This window comes from Type-E symbiont of Plautia stali (assembly GCF_059731115.1).
Genome location: NZ_AP035907.1, coordinates 590,932 through 609,860, shown reverse-complemented (window position 1 = coordinate 609,860; position 18,929 = coordinate 590,932). Strand labels below are relative to the sequence as shown.

The 18,929-nt window shown below is 51.4% G+C and carries 24 protein-coding genes; 12 read left to right on the top strand and 12 right to left on the bottom strand.

Translation table 11 applies throughout. The features are described 5' to 3' along the window. Window positions 1-45: 45 nt before the first annotated feature. Window positions 46-582, bottom strand: a complete 537-nt coding sequence (locus AC6I8L_RS22800; protein WP_058960959.1) for a cysteine hydrolase family protein — start codon at window positions 580-582, stop codon at window positions 46-48. A 352-nt stretch (window positions 583-934) separates the two neighbouring features. On the opposite strand from AC6I8L_RS22800, the gene AC6I8L_RS22795 reads away from it, so the two are divergent. The 3 genes from AC6I8L_RS22795 (at window position 935) to AC6I8L_RS22785 (ending at window position 2,685) form a co-directional block, all read left to right on the top strand. Next, on the top strand, window positions 935-1,681 hold the full coding sequence (locus tag AC6I8L_RS22795; RefSeq protein ID WP_236699755.1) for a helix-turn-helix transcriptional regulator: 747 nt from the start codon (window positions 935-937) through the stop codon (window positions 1,679-1,681). Window positions 1,682-1,758: 77 nt separating this feature from the next. Then, entirely contained in the window at window positions 1,759-2,373 is a 615-nt protein-coding gene (locus tag AC6I8L_RS22790; protein ID WP_058960957.1) for a LysE family translocator, read from the top strand. 24 nt (window positions 2,374-2,397) lie between these two features. Beyond that, entirely contained in the window at window positions 2,398-2,685 is a 288-nt protein-coding gene (locus AC6I8L_RS22785; RefSeq protein ID WP_058960956.1) for a chorismate mutase, read from the top strand. A gap of 95 nt (window positions 2,686-2,780) precedes the next feature. Here the strand turns inward: AC6I8L_RS22785 and AC6I8L_RS22780 are convergent, their stop codons facing one another. Then, window positions 2,781-3,071: a hypothetical protein gene (locus tag AC6I8L_RS22780; protein ID WP_058960955.1), complete on the bottom strand. Its 291-nt coding sequence runs from the start codon at window positions 3,069-3,071 to the stop codon at window positions 2,781-2,783. Window positions 3,072-3,196: 125 nt separating this feature from the next. Beyond that, on the bottom strand, window positions 3,197-3,442 hold the full coding sequence (gene ycgZ / locus AC6I8L_RS22775) for a regulatory protein YcgZ (protein WP_058960954.1): 246 nt from the start codon (window positions 3,440-3,442) through the stop codon (window positions 3,197-3,199). Between the two features lie 282 nt (window positions 3,443-3,724). On the opposite strand from ycgZ, the gene AC6I8L_RS22770 reads away from it, so the two are divergent. Beyond that, the gene (locus AC6I8L_RS22770) at window positions 3,725-4,108 is read left to right on the top strand and encodes a type II toxin-antitoxin system RelE/ParE family toxin (RefSeq protein WP_058960953.1); all 384 of its coding nucleotides are present in this window, start codon (window positions 3,725-3,727) and stop codon (window positions 4,106-4,108) included. After that, window positions 4,101-4,427, top strand: coding sequence for a helix-turn-helix domain-containing protein (locus AC6I8L_RS22765; protein WP_058960952.1), 327 nt, complete (start codon window positions 4,101-4,103; stop codon window positions 4,425-4,427). The genes AC6I8L_RS22770 and AC6I8L_RS22765 overlap by 8 nt, the downstream gene beginning before the upstream one ends. A 91-nt stretch (window positions 4,428-4,518) precedes the next feature. Here the strand turns inward: AC6I8L_RS22765 and AC6I8L_RS22760 are convergent, their stop codons facing one another. Further along, entirely contained in the window at window positions 4,519-5,355 is an 837-nt protein-coding gene (locus AC6I8L_RS22760) for an oxidoreductase (RefSeq protein ID WP_058960951.1), read from the bottom strand. A gap of 108 nt (window positions 5,356-5,463) precedes the next feature. Between AC6I8L_RS22760 and AC6I8L_RS22755 the strand changes: the two genes are divergently transcribed. Then, window positions 5,464-6,402, top strand: coding sequence for an AraC family transcriptional regulator (locus AC6I8L_RS22755; RefSeq protein WP_236699754.1), 939 nt, complete (start codon window positions 5,464-5,466; stop codon window positions 6,400-6,402). A 3-nt stretch (window positions 6,403-6,405) separates the two neighbouring features. Here the strand turns inward: AC6I8L_RS22755 and AC6I8L_RS22750 are convergent, their stop codons facing one another. Then, window positions 6,406-6,987: an XRE family transcriptional regulator gene (locus AC6I8L_RS22750; RefSeq protein ID WP_058960949.1), complete on the bottom strand. Its 582-nt coding sequence runs from the start codon at window positions 6,985-6,987 to the stop codon at window positions 6,406-6,408. 55 nt (window positions 6,988-7,042) lie between these two features. Here AC6I8L_RS22750 and AC6I8L_RS22745 point away from each other — a divergent pair, with 55 nt between their 5' ends. After that, a complete protein-coding gene (locus AC6I8L_RS22745) occupies window positions 7,043-7,549 on the top strand; it encodes a GNAT family N-acetyltransferase (RefSeq protein WP_058960948.1) in 507 nt (168 codons plus the stop codon). Window positions 7,550-7,651: 102 nt separating this feature from the next. On the opposite strand, the gene AC6I8L_RS22740 is transcribed toward AC6I8L_RS22745, so the two are convergent. Then, window positions 7,652-8,614, bottom strand: coding sequence for an AraC family transcriptional regulator (locus tag AC6I8L_RS22740; RefSeq protein WP_072226572.1), 963 nt, complete (start codon window positions 8,612-8,614; stop codon window positions 7,652-7,654). A 58-nt stretch (window positions 8,615-8,672) separates the two neighbouring features. Here AC6I8L_RS22740 and AC6I8L_RS22735 point away from each other — a divergent pair, with 58 nt between their 5' ends. The 3 genes from AC6I8L_RS22735 to AC6I8L_RS22725 all read left to right on the top strand — a co-directional run bounded on the left by AC6I8L_RS22735 (window position 8,673) and on the right by AC6I8L_RS22725 (window position 12,682). Next, on the top strand, window positions 8,673-9,707 hold the full coding sequence (locus tag AC6I8L_RS22735; RefSeq protein ID WP_058960947.1) for an SDR family oxidoreductase: 1,035 nt from the start codon (window positions 8,673-8,675) through the stop codon (window positions 9,705-9,707). Between the two features lie 123 nt (window positions 9,708-9,830). After that, window positions 9,831-11,030 (top strand): FAD-dependent oxidoreductase, encoded by a 1,200-nt coding sequence (locus tag AC6I8L_RS22730; protein ID WP_058960946.1) that lies wholly within the window; start codon window positions 9,831-9,833, stop codon window positions 11,028-11,030. 455 nt (window positions 11,031-11,485) lie between these two features. Further along, entirely contained in the window at window positions 11,486-12,682 is a 1,197-nt protein-coding gene (locus AC6I8L_RS22725; RefSeq protein ID WP_058961009.1) for a cupin domain-containing protein, read from the top strand. A gap of 39 nt (window positions 12,683-12,721) precedes the next feature. Here the strand turns inward: AC6I8L_RS22725 and AC6I8L_RS22720 are convergent, their stop codons facing one another. Next, window positions 12,722-13,183, bottom strand: a complete 462-nt coding sequence (locus AC6I8L_RS22720; RefSeq protein WP_058960945.1) for a YlaC family protein — start codon at window positions 13,181-13,183, stop codon at window positions 12,722-12,724. Window positions 13,184-13,299: 116 nt separating this feature from the next. Between AC6I8L_RS22720 and AC6I8L_RS22715 the strand changes: the two genes are divergently transcribed. Continuing rightward, on the top strand, window positions 13,300-13,842 hold the full coding sequence (locus AC6I8L_RS22715; protein ID WP_058960944.1) for a DUF924 family protein: 543 nt from the start codon (window positions 13,300-13,302) through the stop codon (window positions 13,840-13,842). 225 nt (window positions 13,843-14,067) lie between these two features. Here AC6I8L_RS22715 and AC6I8L_RS22710 read toward each other — a convergent pair whose 3' ends face one another. The 4 genes from AC6I8L_RS22710 to AC6I8L_RS22695 all read right to left on the bottom strand — a co-directional run bounded on the left by AC6I8L_RS22710 (window position 14,068) and on the right by AC6I8L_RS22695 (window position 16,211). Beyond that, window positions 14,068-14,781: an ArsR/SmtB family transcription factor gene (locus AC6I8L_RS22710; RefSeq protein WP_058960943.1), complete on the bottom strand. Its 714-nt coding sequence runs from the start codon at window positions 14,779-14,781 to the stop codon at window positions 14,068-14,070. Further along, the gene (locus AC6I8L_RS22705; RefSeq protein ID WP_058960942.1) at window positions 14,757-15,152 is read right to left on the bottom strand and encodes an amino acid-binding protein; all 396 of its coding nucleotides are present in this window, start codon (window positions 15,150-15,152) and stop codon (window positions 14,757-14,759) included. The genes AC6I8L_RS22710 and AC6I8L_RS22705 overlap by 25 nt, the downstream gene beginning before the upstream one ends. Then, entirely contained in the window at window positions 15,145-15,462 is a 318-nt protein-coding gene (locus AC6I8L_RS22700; protein WP_058960941.1) for an antibiotic biosynthesis monooxygenase family protein, read from the bottom strand. Before AC6I8L_RS22700 ends, AC6I8L_RS22705 begins: the two co-directional genes overlap by 8 nt. 107 nt (window positions 15,463-15,569) lie before the next feature. After that, window positions 15,570-16,211, bottom strand: coding sequence for an HD domain-containing protein (locus tag AC6I8L_RS22695; RefSeq protein ID WP_058960940.1), 642 nt, complete (start codon window positions 16,209-16,211; stop codon window positions 15,570-15,572). 114 nt (window positions 16,212-16,325) lie between these two features. Here AC6I8L_RS22695 and AC6I8L_RS22690 point away from each other — a divergent pair, with 114 nt between their 5' ends. Then, entirely contained in the window at window positions 16,326-17,279 is a 954-nt protein-coding gene (locus AC6I8L_RS22690; protein ID WP_058960939.1) for a GlxA family transcriptional regulator, read from the top strand. A 179-nt stretch (window positions 17,280-17,458) separates the two neighbouring features. Here AC6I8L_RS22690 and AC6I8L_RS22685 read toward each other — a convergent pair whose 3' ends face one another. Beyond that, window positions 17,459-18,919 (bottom strand): UbiD family decarboxylase, encoded by a 1,461-nt coding sequence (locus AC6I8L_RS22685; protein ID WP_058960938.1) that lies wholly within the window; start codon window positions 18,917-18,919, stop codon window positions 17,459-17,461. Window positions 18,920-18,929 lie beyond the last annotated feature (10 nt).

Sequence of the window (18,929 nt, the reverse complement as noted above, 5' to 3'; positions counted from 1 at the left end):
GCGCGGTACTGAGGTCAGGGCGCGATATTGACCGCGCCCAAACATTCAAATAAGCGCGTCAGCCGTAGCCGCCAGTTGGGCAAACGGACCCGATAGCGTTTGGTTATGATGGGCAATGATCTGGGATGCACTCATCTGCCCGTTGTCTGTCGTGCTATGTGCATCGCTCATTAATACCACGCGAAAGCCTAAGTCTGCCGCTGCCCGGCAAGTCGTATCCACGCAATATTCTGTTTTCATACCACAAATCACCAACTCTTCAACTCCGGCGAGTTGTAGCGAAGCCAGGAGCGTCGTGCCACGGAAACAGTTGGGGTAGCGTTTCACAAACACACCATCCAACTCGGTATCTATCGCCAACTGTGGAATAAGCTGCGTGAGCGGACTGCTCTCGGCAAGAGGTGTTCCCTCAGGCCCGGTATGGCGAGCAGCAAAGATCGGAGCTTTTGCGTCGCGTGCACGGGCAATCAACGTGTTGATATTGTTCAGCAAAGTTTCTGCGGCAAATGGCTGCTGCGGCGCAAAAAACAAGCCGTGCTGCATATCGACAATCAATAGCGCTTTTTTACTTGAGGATGGCATGGTGTGTCTCCTTTCACTGGGTGATGAACGGAGACAATCCCCGTCCATTGGCTGACGGGGTGAGGATTCTGTACGCTTACGTTTTTGCTACAGATACACTCACGCCGCCGACGAATGCGGTGGTGGTTGTCACTGTGGTCAACGGAATGAACCAAGACATCATCGGCTCGCGGCAGATTGGGGAATAAATCTGACGTTAGCACAACATCGTACAAAATCCCTGCGGTTTTTTTTCTGCTGAGAGGAAAAGGCGCTAAAGTAGAGGGCAGTGTGTATCTGCGGAGAAACGACGTTGGTAAAGCCCGTCCACTTGTCACGCGTTCTGCATAGCCCCATGGCGGGTACAGAGGCCATGGCGCTGCAGAGCGAACATACCTTTCCGCGCCATTCCCATGATCACTTCGGGATTGGTGTCATCTCGCAAGGTGCACAGCGCTCATGGAGCCTGCTGGGGCAGATAGAGGCCGGTCCTGGAGATGTGATTATTGTCAATCCGGGAGAAGTGCACGATGGTATGCCGCTAAAGGGCGCGCGTAGCTGGCAGATGGTCTATCTGGAACCTGAACTGTTGTGGCAGGAGTTACGGATGGAGAGGAGTGATGCCGATGCAGTGCTCAAGCCGTTAGTCAGAGACAACTCTCTGAGCCATCGTCTGTTTCAGCTATTTTTCGCCCTAAATCAGACCAAGGTTGAACCGGGTTTTCTGGAAGAGACGTTATTACAATGCTTAATGCACCTCTGTCATCACCACCTTCTGACCTTGGCTTTCCCGCCCAACATGACACCCACGATACAAAGGGCAAAGCAATATTTAGATGATGCTCCATCACGTCAGACGAGCCTGAGTGAATTGGCAACGTTGTGTGGGCTAAGTCGATTCCAACTTTTGCGCAGTTTTGCTCGTGAAGTTGGAATGACGCCCCATGCCTATCTCATGCAGTTGCGCGTCCGTAATGCAAGACAATGGCTGGCAAAAGGGAATAGTGTGGCTGATGCCGCTGTTATGAGTGGTTTTGCCGATCAAAGCCACCTCACGCGTGCATTCTCGCGCCAAATGGGTATCACGCCGGCACGCTATCAAAAAGCCATTCAGCTGTAATCCTCTGCAATTTTGTTCAAGACGCTGGCATTTCGTGAATTGATACTCAGGCGATACATTCGACTGAGGGATTAAAAATGCACGCTGGAATAGAGTTTTATGTCACTACTTTGGTGGTGGTGATGTCACCGGGCCCTGGGGCTATGTTAACTATCGCCAGCGGTCTGAATCGAGGAATGCGTGTCAGTTTTATTACGGCTTTAGGGTGCACGCTCGGTATTGTGCCGCATCTACTCGCTGCATTGCTGGGATTAGCCGTTATTTTTCATACCAGTGACTTCGCATTCAACATGTTGAAGCTAATCGGCGTTGGCTACCTGCTCTACATGGCGTGGATGGCGCTACGTGAGCGGACGTCACTGACCACGGAGGTGGAGAGTAAAAAATCCGCATTGCGTATTATTAACCATGCTCTGTTACTCAATCTCTTTAACCCTAAGTTATCGCTGTTTTTTCTGGCTTTTTTACCGCAATTTATCGCTTCAGAGAGTTCGACGCCGACACAAGATATGTTAGTACTTAGTGCTATTTTTATGTTGCTCACGCTTTTCATCTTTATGTTGTATGGCGCTTTTGCCGCGCTGATGAGGCGTCGGGTGCTCGAAAAACCGCGCGTGATGCGCTTTTTGAACCGAATCTTTGCGTTGAGCTTTGTTTGCCTGGGCATCAAATTGCTCATCAGTTCGCGATAACCCATTTATAAAGGAGAAATCTTGATGGAATTTGACTCTATTGATGCAGTCAGGGAAGAAATTGATCAAGTGGATCAACAACTGGTGGCACTGATTGCCCGGCGTGGAGAGTGTGTTAAGGCCGCTGCACAGTTTAAACAAGACCGCGCCGCAGTACGCGCTCCCGATCGTGTCCAACAGGTGATTGATAAAGTGAGAGGTCAGGCAAAAGCGCAGGGGTTATCTGAGGAAATTATTGAGCAGGTTTACCGTGCGATGATTACGGCTTTTATCGATTATGAGCTGCAACAGCATGGTGAATTGAAAGCGTAGTGAAGCGTCCGACAAAAAAGGGCTGCAATGGGTTAAAATTGCAGCCTTAAGTTATGAAAATTTCATTAACAAGAGGGTGCCTTGAGGCCCCGATTTCAATGCTGTGTGTCTTTGCCCGTATTATCGCGGTTGCGAAAAATGTGTGTGACGTTATTGGTATCTTTGAGTGCCATGCTTTGCTGAGTAGCGGATTGCATGTTGTTCAGAACTTCTGCCATCGCTCGGCTAAGTGCTTTTTGGCGGCCAGAATCGGGCTCAATGGACGCCATCAAACGAAGCTTATCGAGCAGGGCGCTGTTCGTCACCGGCCCCTTTTTTTTCAGCAGCTGCAGTACGGCATCGCCCATGACGATATCAGTTAATCGTTCATCTTTACTTCTGTTCATACACGTTCTCTGGTTACCGCAACAGACCTGCGACAGGTAACAAAGTGGATTCAGTCTAACGTGAAATAACCTATGAGGCGGAAGCCACTTTGTTCGATGTCAGATCGGTGCGTAAGTTCTCAGGATCATCGCTCGGAGGTAAACATCAGGCCAATTAACTGTTGGTAGTGCAACTCTTCTTCCGGGCTGTTTGCCTGTTCCAGTCGGCAAATCAGCTTGGTGCAGATCGTTTTGCGACTCAGTGAACGGCCTGAGCGCAGTATTTCTCCAACGATTTTACCCAGGATTTCCTGCTGAGAAGGCAGGGAAGCCTCATTAAAATAACGCGTAATCGCATCCGACGTTGATAGCAGGTTTCTACCCTGACGCATGGTTCCATCCTCCAGGTTAACTAATGAGCACCAGGCCCACTAAAGTTATACAAAGAAAAGCCTGTTGTACAGGAATAAGGTTATCCATCAGGGGAGCTGTTTTTGCAAAAAGTGCTAGTCTATTAATTACAAATGCTTATGTAAAAGCACTCTTTTCGGGGCATTTAAACTTGATGTCTGGGCTAATAAGAGAGAGGTTGAGTTAACCTATGGTACTTAGTACTATAGATATTGCATGTGTGGACAAGGAGCGTCCTTATCGAATCACAGTCAGGAGACACCATGGCAATTTATGTTTTAAAACCATTCGACAGAAATACCAAAGCTGATGGGATTGACGACGGCAAGCTATGCATTGCAGCGTTAGAAGTTATCGCGGGTCGATATGAAGCTAATTTAGGCGGTGGGGTATATAAGAAACGCATTCCCTTAACCAAAGGTAAAAGTAGTGGTGCCAGAGCTGTCATTGCTTTCAAAATTGATAAGCACCTCTTCTTTGTAAATGGGTATGCAAAGTCAGCAGTCAAAAGCACAATACGAGAAATGACCGAAACTGAACTGCTACTTTATAAGCAAGTTGCCAAAGAGTTATTCAATCTCACCAGTGAACAAGCAAGACGAGCGATTAGGGCGGGGAAAATGCGAGAGGTGCAGTGTGATGGTTAATTACCTTAAGGATCTTCAGGAAATCGCACATGATTTCAATGAAATTGGCGTTATCTCAGATGATCTTAAAGAAAAAATTGACTCCAGGGTAAGATTGCGCGAGTTGCGAGCGACACTGCCTGTTCTGCCTATGATGTCGGGCCAGGCTATTAGAGAATTGCGTGAGCGCTTGGGCTTAAGTCAAGCAATGCTGGCGGCTTGCGTTGGAATGTCAGTCGCAACGGTAATCAAATGGGAACGTGAAGAGAAAAAACCTAACGGCGCGGCGCTGCGTTTGCTCAATATTATTGATCGTAAAGGTTTGAGTGTTCTTCAGTAATACTAAAGCCCCTAAATTGGGGCTTTAAATTCAATGTTAATCATTTGATCCCGCCAATATTTTAATTGCTATTACATTCCTGCAAAGGTCACTAATCACCATCTGTTGAACGTGTCAGCGTTTCCCACGCCTCGATCTCTGCATTCAACGCCACAAGTTTATCCTTCACCAGCTTTAATGCATCGCTGCCGAGCAGCAAATGCGCAGGTGGGATATCGCTTTCAATAATAGCCAGCATCGCGCGGGCGGCTTTCTGTGGGTCACCAAGCTGCTTACCACTTTTCTCCTCTCGTGCCTGTCGAATAGGATCGAAGAGCGCGTCATAATCACTGATGCTGCGTGCGCTGCGCACCATGGAGCGGCCAGCCCAATCAGTACGGAATGAACCGGGGGCAACGGCCGTTACATGAATATTAAATGCGGCGAGTTCTTTGCTAAGAGTTTCTGAGATTCCTTCCAGCGCAAACTTACTCCCACAGTAATAACTAATGCCCGGCATGGTGATAAATCCGCCCATCGACGTGATGTTAAGGATATGCCCGCGACGCCGTTGGCGCATGAAGGGCAATACGGCTTTGATCATCGCCACGGCACCAAATACATTAACGTCAAATTGGTGGCGCATCTCCTCCAGCGAGGACTCCTCCATAATCCCTTCGTGTCCATAACCCGCGTTATTGACCAAAACATCAATTGGACCCTGATCAGCTTCAATGTCGGCTATAAGGTCATCAATAACAGCGAAATGAGTGACATCGAGTTCAAACGCCAGCGCATTTTGCGGATGGAGTTGTTCAAATGCCAATTTAGCTTCTACATTTCGCACCGTCCCGATCACGCGATAACCTTTGGCTAAGGCCTCCAGCGCCAGCGCACGACCGAAACCGCTGCTTACACCAGTAATCAAAAGTGTTTTAGAGGTAGACATCGTTTTTCTCCCTACATGAATGATGCATGCATAATATTCTCTGGAGGTCAGCGCTATAAGGCCGTATCTTCTGCTTTTATTGCCTAATCTTATGAGTGAGGAGGAGTGGTGGTAGATTCAGAGGTACAACAACGTACGGTGGAATTGCTTAAATCGCTCGCGCCGCATGAGGGCTACAACCTGACGGCACTTTCTGATGTGCGTATTTTGCGTTCAGATCGCCCACTAGCGCGCACGCCGGTGCTTTACGATCCCGGCATTGTGATTGTCTGCCAGGGCACTAAGCGTGGTTTCTTTGGCGATCAAATCTACCTCTACGATGAGCAACATTATCTGGCGGTTTCTGTGCCAGTTCCCTTTACCATGGAAACCGCGGCGAGCGCAGAACACCCGTTGCTGGCGATCTACATGCATCTTGATTTCAGTGTGGCGACAGCATTGTTGCTGGAACTAGAGCAACAGCAAGTGCCTTTCACGGCGAAAGCGGCGCAGAGCATGATGTCGAGTCCCATGGATCAGCCGCTCCGTGATTCAGTGCTACGTTTCCTGACGGCCCTGAGTCATCCTTTGGATGCACAGATCCTCGGCCCCGCACTGGTGCGTGAACTCTATTATCGTGTGTTAACGGGTGCACAAGGTCAGGCACTGCGTGCCGCGCTGACGTTGCAGGGGCAATTCGGCAAGGTGGGTAAAGCGCTGCGCCATATTCATGCCTGCTATGCCCAGACGCTCAATCTGGCGCAGTTGGCGGGTGAAGCAGGCATGAGCGTGCCAACCTTCAGCGCGCATTTTAAAACCATCACCCAGCAGTCACCGATGCAATACGTGAAATCGGTACGCTTACATCAGGCGCGAATGCTGATGGTGCGTCAGGAGATGACGGCGGCCTCGGCGAGCCTTGCGGTGGGTTATGAAAGCGCATCCCAATTTAACCGGGAATTCAAACGTCTGTTCGGGCTGCCACCGGCGGAGGAGATCAAGCGCATGCAGCGCAACTTCGCGGTGGCGCCTGCACAGCAGGCTTCTGCATATGTCTCTTCGCATTAGGGCTCACACAGTGGTTTTAAGCACCATTACCGCATAACAACAAATGTCATCAGTCGCATTGGTAAACACGCAATCCGTGGGATCGCCCAATTCCAGGCAATCACCGACGTTCATTTCAAACAGATTGTCGCCCTCCTGAAAGCGCAAAGTGCCTTCCAGCACCCAGATCAACTGACGACGTGAAAGGTAGGAAATCGCTGGCATTGGCACGTCAGTGTGCGGAGGGAGCTCTACACTCACGACATCCAACGGGATATCGCCAGGTGAAATATGGCGGCGAATGTAGCCGGTTTCTGGGTCTTGCCACACCGGTTGCTGTGCATGACGCAGCAACGTCCCGGGTTGAACTTCCGTGAGGGCGATGAGCTGCGACATGCTCATAGCAAACGAGCCGGCGAGGCGAGCGAGAGACGTCGCAGTTGGGCTGCTCTCACCCCGTTCTATTTTATGGATCATCGCCCGTGAAACACCGGACTGTTCTGCCAGGTCGGTTAAAGACCAGCCGCGCTTCTCACGTTCGATTTTAATGTTCTGACCAATGCGCGCATTGATGTCATCTTCTTTACTGGACAATTCATCTAACATAATGGATAACTACAATAGTAAACGAAACATCCACTATAGTGACGAGGCGGAAATCATGCAAATACGAGCAGCAGAAGAGGGCGATGCCGGGGCGATCGCGGACATCTACAACGACGCACTACTCAACACCACCGCGATTTGGAATGAGAATACCGTGGATATTGCTAACCGCATCCAGTGGATGGCCACACGGCAGGCTGCGGGGTTTCCGGTACTGGTAGCGGTTAATGAACATGGCGTGATCGGTTATGCCTCCTATGGTGACTGGCGCCCCTGGGATGGATATCGTCATACCGTGGAACATTCAATCTATGTTCATAAAAACGGGCGCGGCCAAGGGGTGGGCGGCATGCTGATGACCGCCTTGATTGAGCGGGCGCGCGAGCAGGGCAAACATATGATGATTGCCGGGATTGAGTCAGAGAACAGCGCTTCAATCGCGTTGCACAAGAAGCTGGGTTTCAGTGATGGCGGCAGATTAAATCAGGTAGGCTGCAAATTTGGCCGATGGCTCGACCTGACCTTTTTGCAGCTTCAGCTTGATGCAAGGCCGCAGCCTTAACTTAGTGTTTCTGCAAAACGTATTCACTGGGTAAGCTGTCGATATCCTGCATGATCCGCGATACATGCTTGCGCATGCGATTACGTGCTAAGGCGGCGCCTTTTATCCCATCGAACGTTCAGCCAGTCGCCACGCTTTTGGCGACATCCCCGTCTCGCGTTTAAAGGCATGGCTGAAGGCACTTTCTGAAGTGTAACCCAGCGACTGCGCCACCACGGCCACCTGATCGCACTCCTCACGTAAGGCGCGTTCGGCTAATCGCATGCGCCATTGTGTCAGATAGGCAACCGGTGTCACACCCGCAACAGTACGAAACTGCTGAGCAAAGGTGGTGCGTGACATGGCGCAGGCTTTTGCCAACTCTTCCAGATGCCAATTTCTTGCCGGATCGCCATGCATCAGTTGCAGCGCAGGCGCGAGACGTGCATCGCCAAGGGCTCGCAGCCAACTGGCGGGGAGTGCATCACAGGTTTGCAGATGAGCACGCAAAATCTGAATAAACAGCAGTTGCGCCAACTGTGACGAGGCCAGTTGCGAACCCGGCTGTGTGGTACGACGCTCTTGTACTAAGTGATCCAGTAACCAACGGAACGAGGCCGCTTGCGGTGAGGCGGCAGGGACATGAATCCATGGCGGCAAAACGTGCGTCAATAAACGGCCACTGGTGGGATTCAGCAGGACATGCCCACCGATATGCGCAAAATCATCCCCTTCACCAATGGGGGCATGAGGTTTTCCGGCACCGAAAAACACACTCATGGCATCAACCGGCTCTACGCCGGGCTCGCTGGACAGCACAAAGGCGCGTTTTGCACTCAGTAAACCAACATCGCCGGTTGAGAACAGAATTGGCCTGGCGTCGTCGTCAAACTGAACCCAGCATTGTCCTTTCAGAACGGCGAAAAACTTAATCTTCTCGGGCGCAGGGAAACGTAACGCCCAGCGGCCGCCCGCGCTAAAGCCTCCTGTCACCAGGGATTCCGCGTGGACGAATTTCAGGATGTCAGAAAAAGGGTCGTTTTGCATTTCCGTACTATCACGCAACATACACGCACTATCAAGCATTCACAGTCCGGTCATGGCTGTTTACTCTGTTCAGTATCACAACAGCGAGGCATTTTTCATGACTAAAGAAACCGTTTTGGTGACGGGTGGTACCGGTTTTATCGCGCAACATTGCATTATTTCCCTGCTTAAACAGGGATACAGAGTGCGCACGACGGTGCGTTCAGCCCAGCGAGAGAATGAAGTGCGACAAAATTTACAGCAAGGAGGTGTAGAGCCAGGTGAAAACCTGACATTTGTCGTGGCAGATTTAATGGCCGATCAGGGTTGGGATGCGGCCACTCAAGGCTGTACTTATGTGCTGCATGGCGCATCACCTACACCATCCGGTGAGCAGGCCACCGAGGCCGATTGGATCAACCCCGCGATTGAGGGAAATTTGCGCGTTCTGCGGGCGGCGAGGGATGCAGGCGTTAAACGCGTGGTGTTAACGTCGGCATTTGGTGCGGTCGGAGTCGGTCACGCGGCGGACTACCCGCGCCCATTTAAGGAGACGGACTGGACGAACCTGGACAGCGATTTATGGCCGTATCAACGTTCCAAAACCTTATCGGAACGGGCAGCCTGGGCCTTTATTGAGAAGGAGGGGCGGGGTTTAGAGCTGTCAGCTATCAATCCCGTGGCTGTACTCGGACCTGTGCTGGGCGCAGACTACTCACACTCAACCCGGATTATCAAAGAGATGTTAGAAGGGCAGCCGGGTTGCCCTGATATCAACAGCTGTTTTGTGGATGTACGGGATGTCGCCGATTTACACGTCATCGCCATGAAACACCCAGCAGCCAGAGGGGAGCGATTCCTTGCCAGTTCGGGCCATAGTTTGCGTCTGGTGGAGGTAGCCCATACCTTGAAAACGTCACTGGGTGAGGCCGCCCACTACGTATCAACGATCGAACTCACGGATGAGAGTGTGCGGGCTGCTGCAGATACGAATCCAGTGATGATTGGGATGGTGAAATTGTTGGGGGTAGATATGAACGTCACGGCAGAGAAAGCGATGTCTGTGTTGGGCTGGCAGCCGCGCACACCCCAACAGGCGATTATCGCGACGGCCCAGAGCTTGATTGAGCTGGGTTTGATCTCGCACAGCTAACGTCTGCGGGCAGCATGCAGCGGTGTACCGACAGATACTGCGGCATTTATTCCCACTTAAATCTCATCATGATGCTATATAAATGATAACGATTATCATCAATTGCTTTGTGCTGAGGTCAGGATGCAACCAACAGAACTCACCGCCGACTGTTGTATCGTCGGCGGCGGACCAGCAGGATTAATGCTGGGTTATTTACTGGCGAGATCAGGATTAAGTGTCGTGGTGATTGAAAAACATCCCGACTTCCTGCGCGATTTTCGTGGCGATACCATCCATCCCTCGACGCTGGAGATCATGCGCCATCTCGGGTTGCTGGATGAGCTACTGACCTTACCGCATCAGAGAGCCGAAAAATTACAGGCAGAAGTGGCTGGTCAGGAGATCACGATGGCTGATTTCTCGCGCTTGCCGGTGCAGTGCCGCTTTATTGCCTTTATGCCGCAATGGGAATTCCTCAATTTTCTCGCGAGCAAAGCGGCCGCTTTTCCCGGCTTCACGCTCTTACAATCCACCGCTTTTGATGATTTGATCTATGCAGAGGGTGAGGTATCGGGTATTAAAACGTTACAGGGTAACGATACGCGCATCATTCATACCTCGCTGGTGATTGGCGCGGATGGGCGTAACTCGCAGGTACGTGCCAAAGCCGGACTGCAGAGTAAAAGCTTTGGCTCATCCCGTGATGTGCTGTGGTTCCGGTTGGGCAAACAGGGAAGCGATCCCGAATGGGGTATGGGCCACAAAGGGCCAAAGCAGAATTTCATTGTGATTGATCGCGGTGACTACTGGCAGTGCGGCTACACCATCCAAAAAGGAGAGTTTGACGCATTAAGGCTTGCCGGTCTGGAGACGCTAAAGCAGGCTATGGCTGAAGTGGCGCCCTTCAGCGCTGAGCGTATGGCGGATCTCGACGGTTGGGACAAATTGAAGCTGTTGTCGATTCGCATTGACCGGCTGGATCAGTGGATGAAGCCCGGCGTGCTGTGCATTGGTGATGCAGCCCATGCGATGTCGCCGATTGGTGGCGTTGGCGTCAATCTGGCGATTCAGGATGCGGTGGCAGCGGCCAATTGCCTGACTCTTCCACTGAAAAAAGGTCATGTCACACTACGTGACCTGCAGAAAGTGCAACAGCGCCGACAGTTTCCCACCGTTGCCACGCAATTCCTGCAAATTAAAATGAGCAGTAATAAACGTAAGCGCACTACGCCGAGTAAGGTGCCGCAGATGATCAGCCGTTTCCCGTTCTTGCGCCACCTGTTCGGTCGTTTAATTGGTTTAGGCTTTCGAACTGAAAAACCAGAACATCTCAATGAGTAAGTTTGGCTTTCCAATCCTGAAACCTGCTTCCATTTATCCCGATGCCTCCAGCGGCAACAATAGATTCACAGAGCAGACAACAGTGGGTTGTCTGCTAACCCTCATCAAATTGCAGGTGGGTATAAGCGATCTGTTTGTCATTTGTAACATTTCATTAACTTTATGATGGGTTTTTGATAATTTTTTCTAATGGTTTTTTGGCTGAGTTAACCTCTTCGTGCCTTTTATTCATTTGGATGCGCGCCAGAACCTCAATGTTTAATCAACAATTTGTTTATTTTAACTTGTTGATGAGATTAGTTTCTGTCCTCGATTAAATCCTTGATTTGAAATGACCAGCACGCTGTTACATCGCAATACCACAGTTTCACTATGGTTAATGAGCTCTTTTAAGACCATATGAAACTGAGGAAACAGCAGGTATGAAATTAGAAAACTTATCTCGTCGAACCTTCATGGCATTTGCAGCGGGTGGCACCGTGGCGCTGGCAGCAGGTAAAGTTCATGCCCACGAGGCAACAGTGGCTACTTACCCAGCAAACGATCCCCGCCATCCCCGCGACCCCGGTCCACACGATCCTATCCGTGAGGGGCTCAATCCCGATATTGTCGATCCACCCGCAACAGACAGCGGTACATTACCGAATCTGCGCTTCTCTTTTAGCGATGCACATGTACGCAAAGGCAGCGGAGGTTGGACGCGGCAGGTGACACAACGCGAATTAGGGATTTCCACTACCATCGCTGGTGTAGATATGCGGCTTGATAATGGCGGCATTCGTGAATTGCACTGGCATAAAGAGGGCGAGTGGGCGTACATGCTCTATGGCAATGCACGTATCACTGCACTGGACACCCAAGGTGGATGGTTTATGGATGATGTTGGCGTGGGTGACTTGTGGTATTTCCCGCCCGGTGTGCCGCACTCTATCCAGGGGCTCGGTCCGGACGGCTGCGAGTTTTTACTGGCCTTTGATAACGGTAACTTTGATGAGGACAGTACTTTCCTGCTTAGCGACTGGTTTAAACACATTCCGCCTGAAGTGCTCGCCAAAAATTTTGGCGTATCAGCGAACGTTTTCAACACGCTGCCATCACCGGCCGACGAGTATATTTTTGCCGGGAAAGCGCCGGAGGGCGGGGATTCTGCAGCTGTGAAAGGTGGCGTGAAATCTGTGTTGAATTTCTCGCATAAAATGCTGGCGCAAAAACCGATTACCCTGCCGGGTGGCACTGTACGCATTACCGACACCAGTAATTTCCCCATATCAAAAACCGTCGCCGCTGCATTGGTGGAACTTGAGCCCGGCGCTATGCGGGAATTGCATTGGCATCCAAACAACGATGAGTGGCAATACTATCTGGAAGGTGAAGGGCGCATGGGCGTGTTTGCCTCATCGGGGCAGGCTCGGACCTTCGATTTCCGCGCGGGCGATGTTGGCTATGTTCCTTTCGCCATGGGGCATTACATTGAAAATATCGGTGATAAGCCGCTGCGGTTTTTAGAATTATTTAAAAGCGATTACTACGCGGATATTTCATTGAATCAATGGTTAGCCAGTACGCCAGCAGATTTGGTGCGGCAGCATCTGCATCTGGATGACAAATTTATGCAGGCGCTGCAGTTTGCTAAGCATCCGGTGGTGAAATAGCATTGAAAGCGCGTCGCGGGAGCGGCGCGCAATAAGGGTTTAATGCCTTAAACGATAGATATCAGCAAAGTACAGATAGCCTTTTCTGGCGCGCATCTCGTTTAGCCGTGTTTTTTCACTCTCGGTCAGAATGGCGCTGCCCAGCAGTTCATCGACAAAATCGTCCCGAACATGGACTTCCATATACCAGTCGCCGGTGTAGCAATTCTTCCAGGCACCTTTATCGATATCCTTCGCTTTGTACGACGGATTGACATGGAAGAAGAAGAAGAAATTACACACCGCAAAAATCAGAATGCAAACCACATATTCGATGGTGCCGAAAGAGTCGGAGTACAACAGCAGCGCCATGGTAAGAACAAACAGTATCCACATCAGGCTGAATAAACCGGGATAATTTTTGATAAAGGAGATATCAAAGTAGGGGCGGTCATTACGCTGCTCTTCTACGTTGATTCTATCCAGCTCGGTTTGTAGTCGCTCATCCAGTTGATTACTCATGCATTCACCTCAGTGGTTTCGTTATCCATACTGCGCCCGCGCGAGTCTAACAGATAACCACCACGATTTTAGCCTAACCTTGATGGTGATTAGGGGAATTATCTGTGGGGAAGAGAATGGAGTATGAAACCGTATTGGCATTCTGGTTTAACGCGCGCCATGAAAGCTATTGGTTCAAACAGAATGACGGGTTTGATGAAGCGATACGAGATGGTTTTTATGATAGCTGGGAAGCGGCTCGTCGCGGTGAGCTATCGGCCTGGCGGAAAGACATTCGGGGACGATTGGCAGAAATCATCGTGCTGGATCAATTCTCCCGCAATCTTCACCGGGACAGTGCTCTCGCCTGGCAGCAGGATGGCATGGCGCTATTGCTCGCGCAGGAAGCGGTGAAAATTCCGGGCTATGCGTCACTGAACCTGGATGAAAAAGGCTTTCTCTTGATGCCCTGGATGCATGCCGAGTCTCGTGTTATCCATCAACAAGCCGAAGTGTTGTTCGATGCGCTGAAAGGATCGTCTTACTATCAGAGTGAGTTAGAGCATCGGCAGATTATTGAAGTGTTTGGTCGCTATCCACATCGTAATCAGCGCCTAAATCGCCCATCAACGCCGGCAGAGCAAGCGTTTCTTAATGAGAGGAAACGCTCCTTTTATTGACTCAACATCTGCCTCAGCTATTGGGATGGGGCATACATGGACAAAAAAAAGCCCGCTAAGCGGGCGGGGTAATTAAACCAAGGAAAAATTCTCGTAGGCAACGCATTGCTGTGTGTTGCGTCACTATATTAGCAACGATAAGTGACCAGTACATAAAATGATCGATGATTAAATTTTGCTGATTTGATAAAGGTTATATTTGTGACGAGCGTGTTATTTTGATGTTTACAACTGCACGCAAAATAGGCGTTGAAGCGCCTTTTTCCCGGCTGGTGTGACATTTATCTCTCGATAGCCTGCCGTGCGGCTTAGCCATTGTTTATCAATTAGCAGACTAAGAAGCGCGGCTCCCGCTGCGCCACCGAGATGCATGCGGCGTTCACTCCAGTCGAGGCAGGCACAACAAGGTTTACGTTTACTACGAAGATTTCGCTGCATGCCGATGCTCTCTAACTGCTGTTGGCCTAAGGGGGTAAGAGCACTACCATCGGCAACAACCCACTCGTTTTCTTGCATAAAACTGTATATCTCAACCGCCAGTTCACCTGCCAAATGATCATAACAGGTGCGGGCATGGCGCAGATGGAGGGGTGTAGCGGAAACCAGTGCTCGCTGTGGCTGCATCGATACCCCCATAAGGGTTTCAAGCAGGTGCGCAATTTCGCTGCCCGCCAAACGGAAATAGCGATGGCGGCCCTGAGATAAACACGTCACAAGGCGGGCATCCAGTAGTTTGCCCAGATGTCCGCTGGGGGTGGAAGCGGCGATATCGGCGACGCCGCTTAATTCTGTGGCTGTCCAGGCACGGCCATCCATCAGCGCGCACAAAATGCTGACACGCGAAGGGTCGGCCAGAGCGGCAGCCACAGCAGACATCGCCTGCTGCAAGCCTTGTTCCGCCGTCTCATTGGTGATTATGGGGCTGCTACGGCTTGCCATGCGGTGGTTACCTCTGCTGCACGTTCAGGATTATCGGTAATCAGGATCAACTGGTTGTTGTGGTCACTGTATTGAAGCTGAATGTTAACGCCATTGCGTGCTAGCACGTCAGCAATTTCGCCAAGCTGTCCTGGTCGATCCTGTTTCAGCTTGCGGATCAGCGGCTGTTGTACTGAAACCACCTGAAAACCGGCCGCCATGAGCACTTGTCTGGCTTGCTCCCCTTGCACAACTAAAAAATGCGCGTGACTTTGTTCACCCACCGTGAACACGCCGCCTCCTTCAAGTCCTACACCATGCTTGCCAAGGGTCAAACCTAATGCGGCTAACTCGCCTGGGATATTATTGAGCATCACGTGAATATCAAACATGTTGGCTTGCCTCGTGCGCATATTCCCGCAGTACAGCGGCGATACGGATGTGGTAGAAAGAAAACAAGCTGTTTCGACCTTCCTGTTGAGCCTTTTGGTGCGAGATATTTCTCTTCCATGCCAGCACGGCCTCTTCGTTTTCCCAGTAGGAGAGGGACAGGATCTTTCCAGGATCGTTGAGGCTTGAAAATCGCTCTACTGAAATAAACTCAGGCAAACGGGTAAGTTGAGATTTCAGTGGTGCGGCGAGTTCAAGATAGCGGGCTTGGTGCTCAGGTTGGGTGCGTGCTTCAAACAGGACAGCAATCATGGTTCAGCTCCATCAGTCAGTGATGGCAGCAGTGTAGCGAGTGGAGATGAAGATGCTTCGGCGAACAACGAAGTATGGCGCAGCGCGAGTTCGCTGCGCCAGCCCACTCATCCCACCCAGCTTGACTGACGGATGACGCGACAAAAGTTCATTGGTGAAAAACCAGGCTGCTTATCGGCAATGACTTCGGCTTTGACATTGCCGAAGGTGGTATCAGGCTTGTTTTTAATCCCATCGTAGAAAGCCTGAATAATCTCCTCCTTAAATTGGGCTGGGCGTGGATGCTGTTCTACCACGGCTTCACGCTCCGCATCGCTGAAGTGATCATAGTTGATGCCCAATACATCCATTTCCACGCCAGCGGTGACTAACGCAATTTCCGGGGCCATAAATTGCGGAATGCCCGGGGTGGTATGCAGCGCAATCGCGGTCCAGACTTTATCGATATCGGCCTGCTCTACACCATACTGTTGCAAGAAATCGCGCGCCGCATCGGCGCCATCCACCTCAAAGCGTTTGTCGCAGCTGCAGTGTTCGTGCGTCAGGCCAACATCATGGAACATACAGCCGACATAAAGCAGCTCAGCATCCACCTTAAGATCTAAGCGGCGTCCTGCGAGTGCGCCCCAGTAATAGACGCGGCTGGAGTGGTGAAACAGCAAATCGGATTCGGTATCACGGACGAACGTCGTCGCGTCACGGGTCATTGCAGTATCGGGAATAGTGATGCCGTTAATGGAAAATTTCATGGGAGGTTCTCCGCTCGGTTAAGTTGCAATCAGCTTAATGCCGAGGCAGAATGTCTTAAATAAGCTTTTAGCGACCTTTTAAGACATTAAGACTTTTACAGACGGGAATAGCGCATGAATCACCATCTTGCGATTTTAGCGGTGCCGGGGGCGCAATTGCTCGATGTCTCTGGACCGTTGGATGTGTTTGCCGAAGCTAACCGACTGCTCAATCGTGCCGTTTACCAGCTGCAAGTCATGTCACTGGAAGGGGAACATATTCGTTGTTCCTCGGGCGTGCGCCTGATGGCGGATATCACACTGCACGATATCCAGCAAACTGACACGTTTCTGATCGCGGGGGCACCTGAGGCGCGGGATATGCAGCTAACTGCGCAGCAAACCGCTCGTCTGATTGAGCTATGCCATCACAGCCAGCGCTTTGGCTCGATTTGTACCGGTGCGCTGCTGCTGGCACAAACCGGGTTGCTGAGTGGTAAAAAAGTGACGACCCATTGGGCCTGCGCTGACGCACTGATGGAACAGGTACCGGATGCGCAGGTGGAGGCCGATGCGCTTTATATCGCTGATGGACGATTGCGTACCGCCGCTGGCGTCACGTCGGGGCTCGATCTTGCCCTGAGGTTGGTGGAAGAAGATTTGGGGCGCGAATTGGCTCAGGATATCGCTGCCAATTTGGTGATGTTCTTTCAACGGCCAGTGAATCAAGGGCATTTTGTTCGCAAACAACCACTTTCGCTGGGTGGGCGCAGTGCGTTTCAGGAGATGCAGAGATGGGCTTTGGCCAATCTGGCACAGGTGAGTTCACTCGATGATCTTGCCGCACATATGCAAATTAGCACACGGCATTTAGCGAGGCTTTTCCGTCAGCATATGGATGTACAGGCGGGCAATTGGCTGGAGAATGCGCGAATTGATCAAGCGCGTAAGTTGCTGGAAGCAGGATCAATGCCGCTGAAAGCCATTCCGGCCGCCTGTGGTTACCGCAGTAACGATGTTCTACGACGGGCTTTTGTTAAGGTGACGGGCATGACGCCATCGATGTATCGCAAGATGTTTATGCGCTAGCGGCGCGGCTCTTAGCGCATGCATGAGACGTCAATACTGGCAATATATTGCGTCGCTACGTTTCATGAGTAGAAGAGGCGTTGAGCACCTTAGCGGCGTGATTTATCACGCGTATTCAAAGCCAGGGTGGCACTGGAAGATGCGCAATAAATGTGGCCGCTACGGTTGGTGTGTATTATTTATTCCGGCCAGTTATCCAGAATGCGCTGACGTACTTCTTCCGGATAGCCTTGCGCGAACGACGCATGCAGATGACGTTTGGTCTGCAAGGTATCAAACACCACTTTCGCCCCTTTTCCGGCAACGTACTCTGCTTCGTCGTAGCACTGCGGAAGGCGGATGACACGTTGGTCATCAAACACGGCACGACGTCCGACCGGATGCACGCGCGTTGACAATGCCCAAACCACTTCGCGCAGGTTGGTGGGATCAAAGTCATCATCCACCACGTAGACTTTCGGGATAAATACCATCGCATCGGTTTTGAACAGCACTTCACCAATGCGTTGGGTCAACTCTTCACTGCTGATACCCGGCAGCAGTTCGCGCCAGTTTTCTGGCATCACCACCAGCAACCAGTGAACGGTGGAATCTTCCGGAATCCAGGTTGTTTTGATTGGCAGTTCCGCTTCACGCAGATAAGTCAGCGCATCCGCCGCTAAGCCCATCGCCCATAAGGTGTGCGATTCATCGGTGGGGCGACCGGTAATCGACATCGGCCAGATCGGATCGTCGCGATGGGTAATGGTTTCCACGTGGAACGTGGGCTGAGCCGAAGAACCTTCGCCGAGGTAGCCGCCGTACTCGCCGTAGGGGCCTTCCTGACAATCACGCTCAATCGAGACATGGCCTTCAATCACAATTTCGGCCGTCGCGGGCACATCAAGATCGAGGCTAATGGCTTTCACTACCGGCACTGGCTCTCCCGCCAAAGTGCCAATGTAATCCGCTTCATCCGCGTGGGCTGGGATCGGAATCCCTGACACACATGAGATCGCCGGTGCAGGACCTTGCACGAGTGCATAAGGCATCGGCTCACCGCGCGCTACCCACTGCGTCCAGATCTGACCAATATGCTGACTTGGTACAATCAGACCAACCATGCGCTTGCCATCCACCTTCATCACACGAGCGATCGACCAGTTGACCCATTTTCCATCCGGGGTTTTCACAATCAGCGTGCCCCAGGTGTTGGCGTAACGACCGCCGTCTTTGTCATGAGCGAACGGGATAGGGAAGCGGTCAAGATTCGCCGCATCGCCACGTAAAATATTCTGCTGGCACTCTGCCTGAGCAGACTTAACGCGCAAAGGTGGAATACCGGGCTTAAAGCGGGCAGCGGATAGAGCTTCGATAATCTCCGGGCCGTTGGACTCAGGGGCTAAGCCCAGTGACATCGCGACGCGTGCGTAGGGCATATCGCTGCGCGACGATAATGCCGCAGGCGCACCAAACAGACGAAAACCCGGTGCGACCCCGGCAACATTGTGAAACAGCGGCGCAGGTGACTGGATTTCATAGCTGCGGCGCGTGATGGCGCTGGGTTCGAAATCACCATCCACCTCACGGTGCACGTGCATGATGTCGCCCATTTCATCGAGGGCAGTGATAAAGCTGCGTAAATCGCCGTAATATTTCATCAGGCTCTCC

Bases quoted from the DNA above. Each gene is read 5' to 3' on its own strand.
- AC6I8L_RS22685 (WP_058960938.1), bottom strand. From the start codon at position 18,919: ATGAAATATTACGGCGATTTACGCAGCTTTATCACTGCCCTCGATGAA.
- AC6I8L_RS22715 (WP_058960944.1), top strand. From the start codon at position 13,300: ATGGAGTATGAAACCGTATTGGCATTCTGGTTTAACGCGCGCCATGAA.
- AC6I8L_RS22740 (WP_072226572.1), bottom strand. From the start codon at position 8,614: ATGCTTGATAGTGCGTGTATGTTGCGTGATAGTACGGAAATGCAAAAC.
- AC6I8L_RS22720 (WP_058960945.1), bottom strand. From the start codon at position 13,183: ATGAGTAATCAACTGGATGAGCGACTACAAACCGAGCTGGATAGAATC.
- AC6I8L_RS22780 (WP_058960955.1), bottom strand. From the start codon at position 3,071: ATGAACAGAAGTAAAGATGAACGATTAACTGATATCGTCATGGGCGAT.
- AC6I8L_RS22730 (WP_058960946.1), top strand. From the start codon at position 9,831: ATGCAACCAACAGAACTCACCGCCGACTGTTGTATCGTCGGCGGCGGA.
- AC6I8L_RS22785 (WP_058960956.1), top strand. From the start codon at position 2,398: ATGGAATTTGACTCTATTGATGCAGTCAGGGAAGAAATTGATCAAGTG.
- AC6I8L_RS22760 (WP_058960951.1), bottom strand. From the start codon at position 5,355: ATGTCTACCTCTAAAACACTTTTGATTACTGGTGTAAGCAGCGGTTTC.
- AC6I8L_RS22710 (WP_058960943.1), bottom strand. From the start codon at position 14,781: ATGGCAAGCCGTAGCAGCCCCATAATCACCAATGAGACGGCGGAACAA.
- AC6I8L_RS22695 (WP_058960940.1), bottom strand. From the start codon at position 16,211: ATGAAATTTTCCATTAACGGCATCACTATTCCCGATACTGCAATGACC.
- AC6I8L_RS22735 (WP_058960947.1), top strand. From the start codon at position 8,673: ATGACTAAAGAAACCGTTTTGGTGACGGGTGGTACCGGTTTTATCGCG.
- AC6I8L_RS22700 (WP_058960941.1), bottom strand. From the start codon at position 15,462: ATGATTGCTGTCCTGTTTGAAGCACGCACCCAACCTGAGCACCAAGCC.
- AC6I8L_RS22790 (WP_058960957.1), top strand. From the start codon at position 1,759: ATGCACGCTGGAATAGAGTTTTATGTCACTACTTTGGTGGTGGTGATG.
- AC6I8L_RS22750 (WP_058960949.1), bottom strand. From the start codon at position 6,987: ATGTTAGATGAATTGTCCAGTAAAGAAGATGACATCAATGCGCGCATT.
- AC6I8L_RS22765 (WP_058960952.1), top strand. From the start codon at position 4,101: ATGGTTAATTACCTTAAGGATCTTCAGGAAATCGCACATGATTTCAAT.
- AC6I8L_RS22770 (WP_058960953.1), top strand. From the start codon at position 3,725: ATGGCAATTTATGTTTTAAAACCATTCGACAGAAATACCAAAGCTGAT.
- AC6I8L_RS22745 (WP_058960948.1), top strand. From the start codon at position 7,043: ATGCAAATACGAGCAGCAGAAGAGGGCGATGCCGGGGCGATCGCGGAC.
- AC6I8L_RS22800 (WP_058960959.1), bottom strand. From the start codon at position 582: ATGCCATCCTCAAGTAAAAAAGCGCTATTGATTGTCGATATGCAGCAC.
- AC6I8L_RS22690 (WP_058960939.1), top strand. From the start codon at position 16,326: ATGAATCACCATCTTGCGATTTTAGCGGTGCCGGGGGCGCAATTGCTC.
- ycgZ (WP_058960954.1), bottom strand. From the start codon at position 3,442: ATGCGTCAGGGTAGAAACCTGCTATCAACGTCGGATGCGATTACGCGT.
- AC6I8L_RS22795 (WP_236699755.1), top strand. From the start codon at position 935: ATGGCGCTGCAGAGCGAACATACCTTTCCGCGCCATTCCCATGATCAC.
- AC6I8L_RS22725 (WP_058961009.1), top strand. From the start codon at position 11,486: ATGGCATTTGCAGCGGGTGGCACCGTGGCGCTGGCAGCAGGTAAAGTT.
- AC6I8L_RS22705 (WP_058960942.1), bottom strand. From the start codon at position 15,152: ATGTTTGATATTCACGTGATGCTCAATAATATCCCAGGCGAGTTAGCC.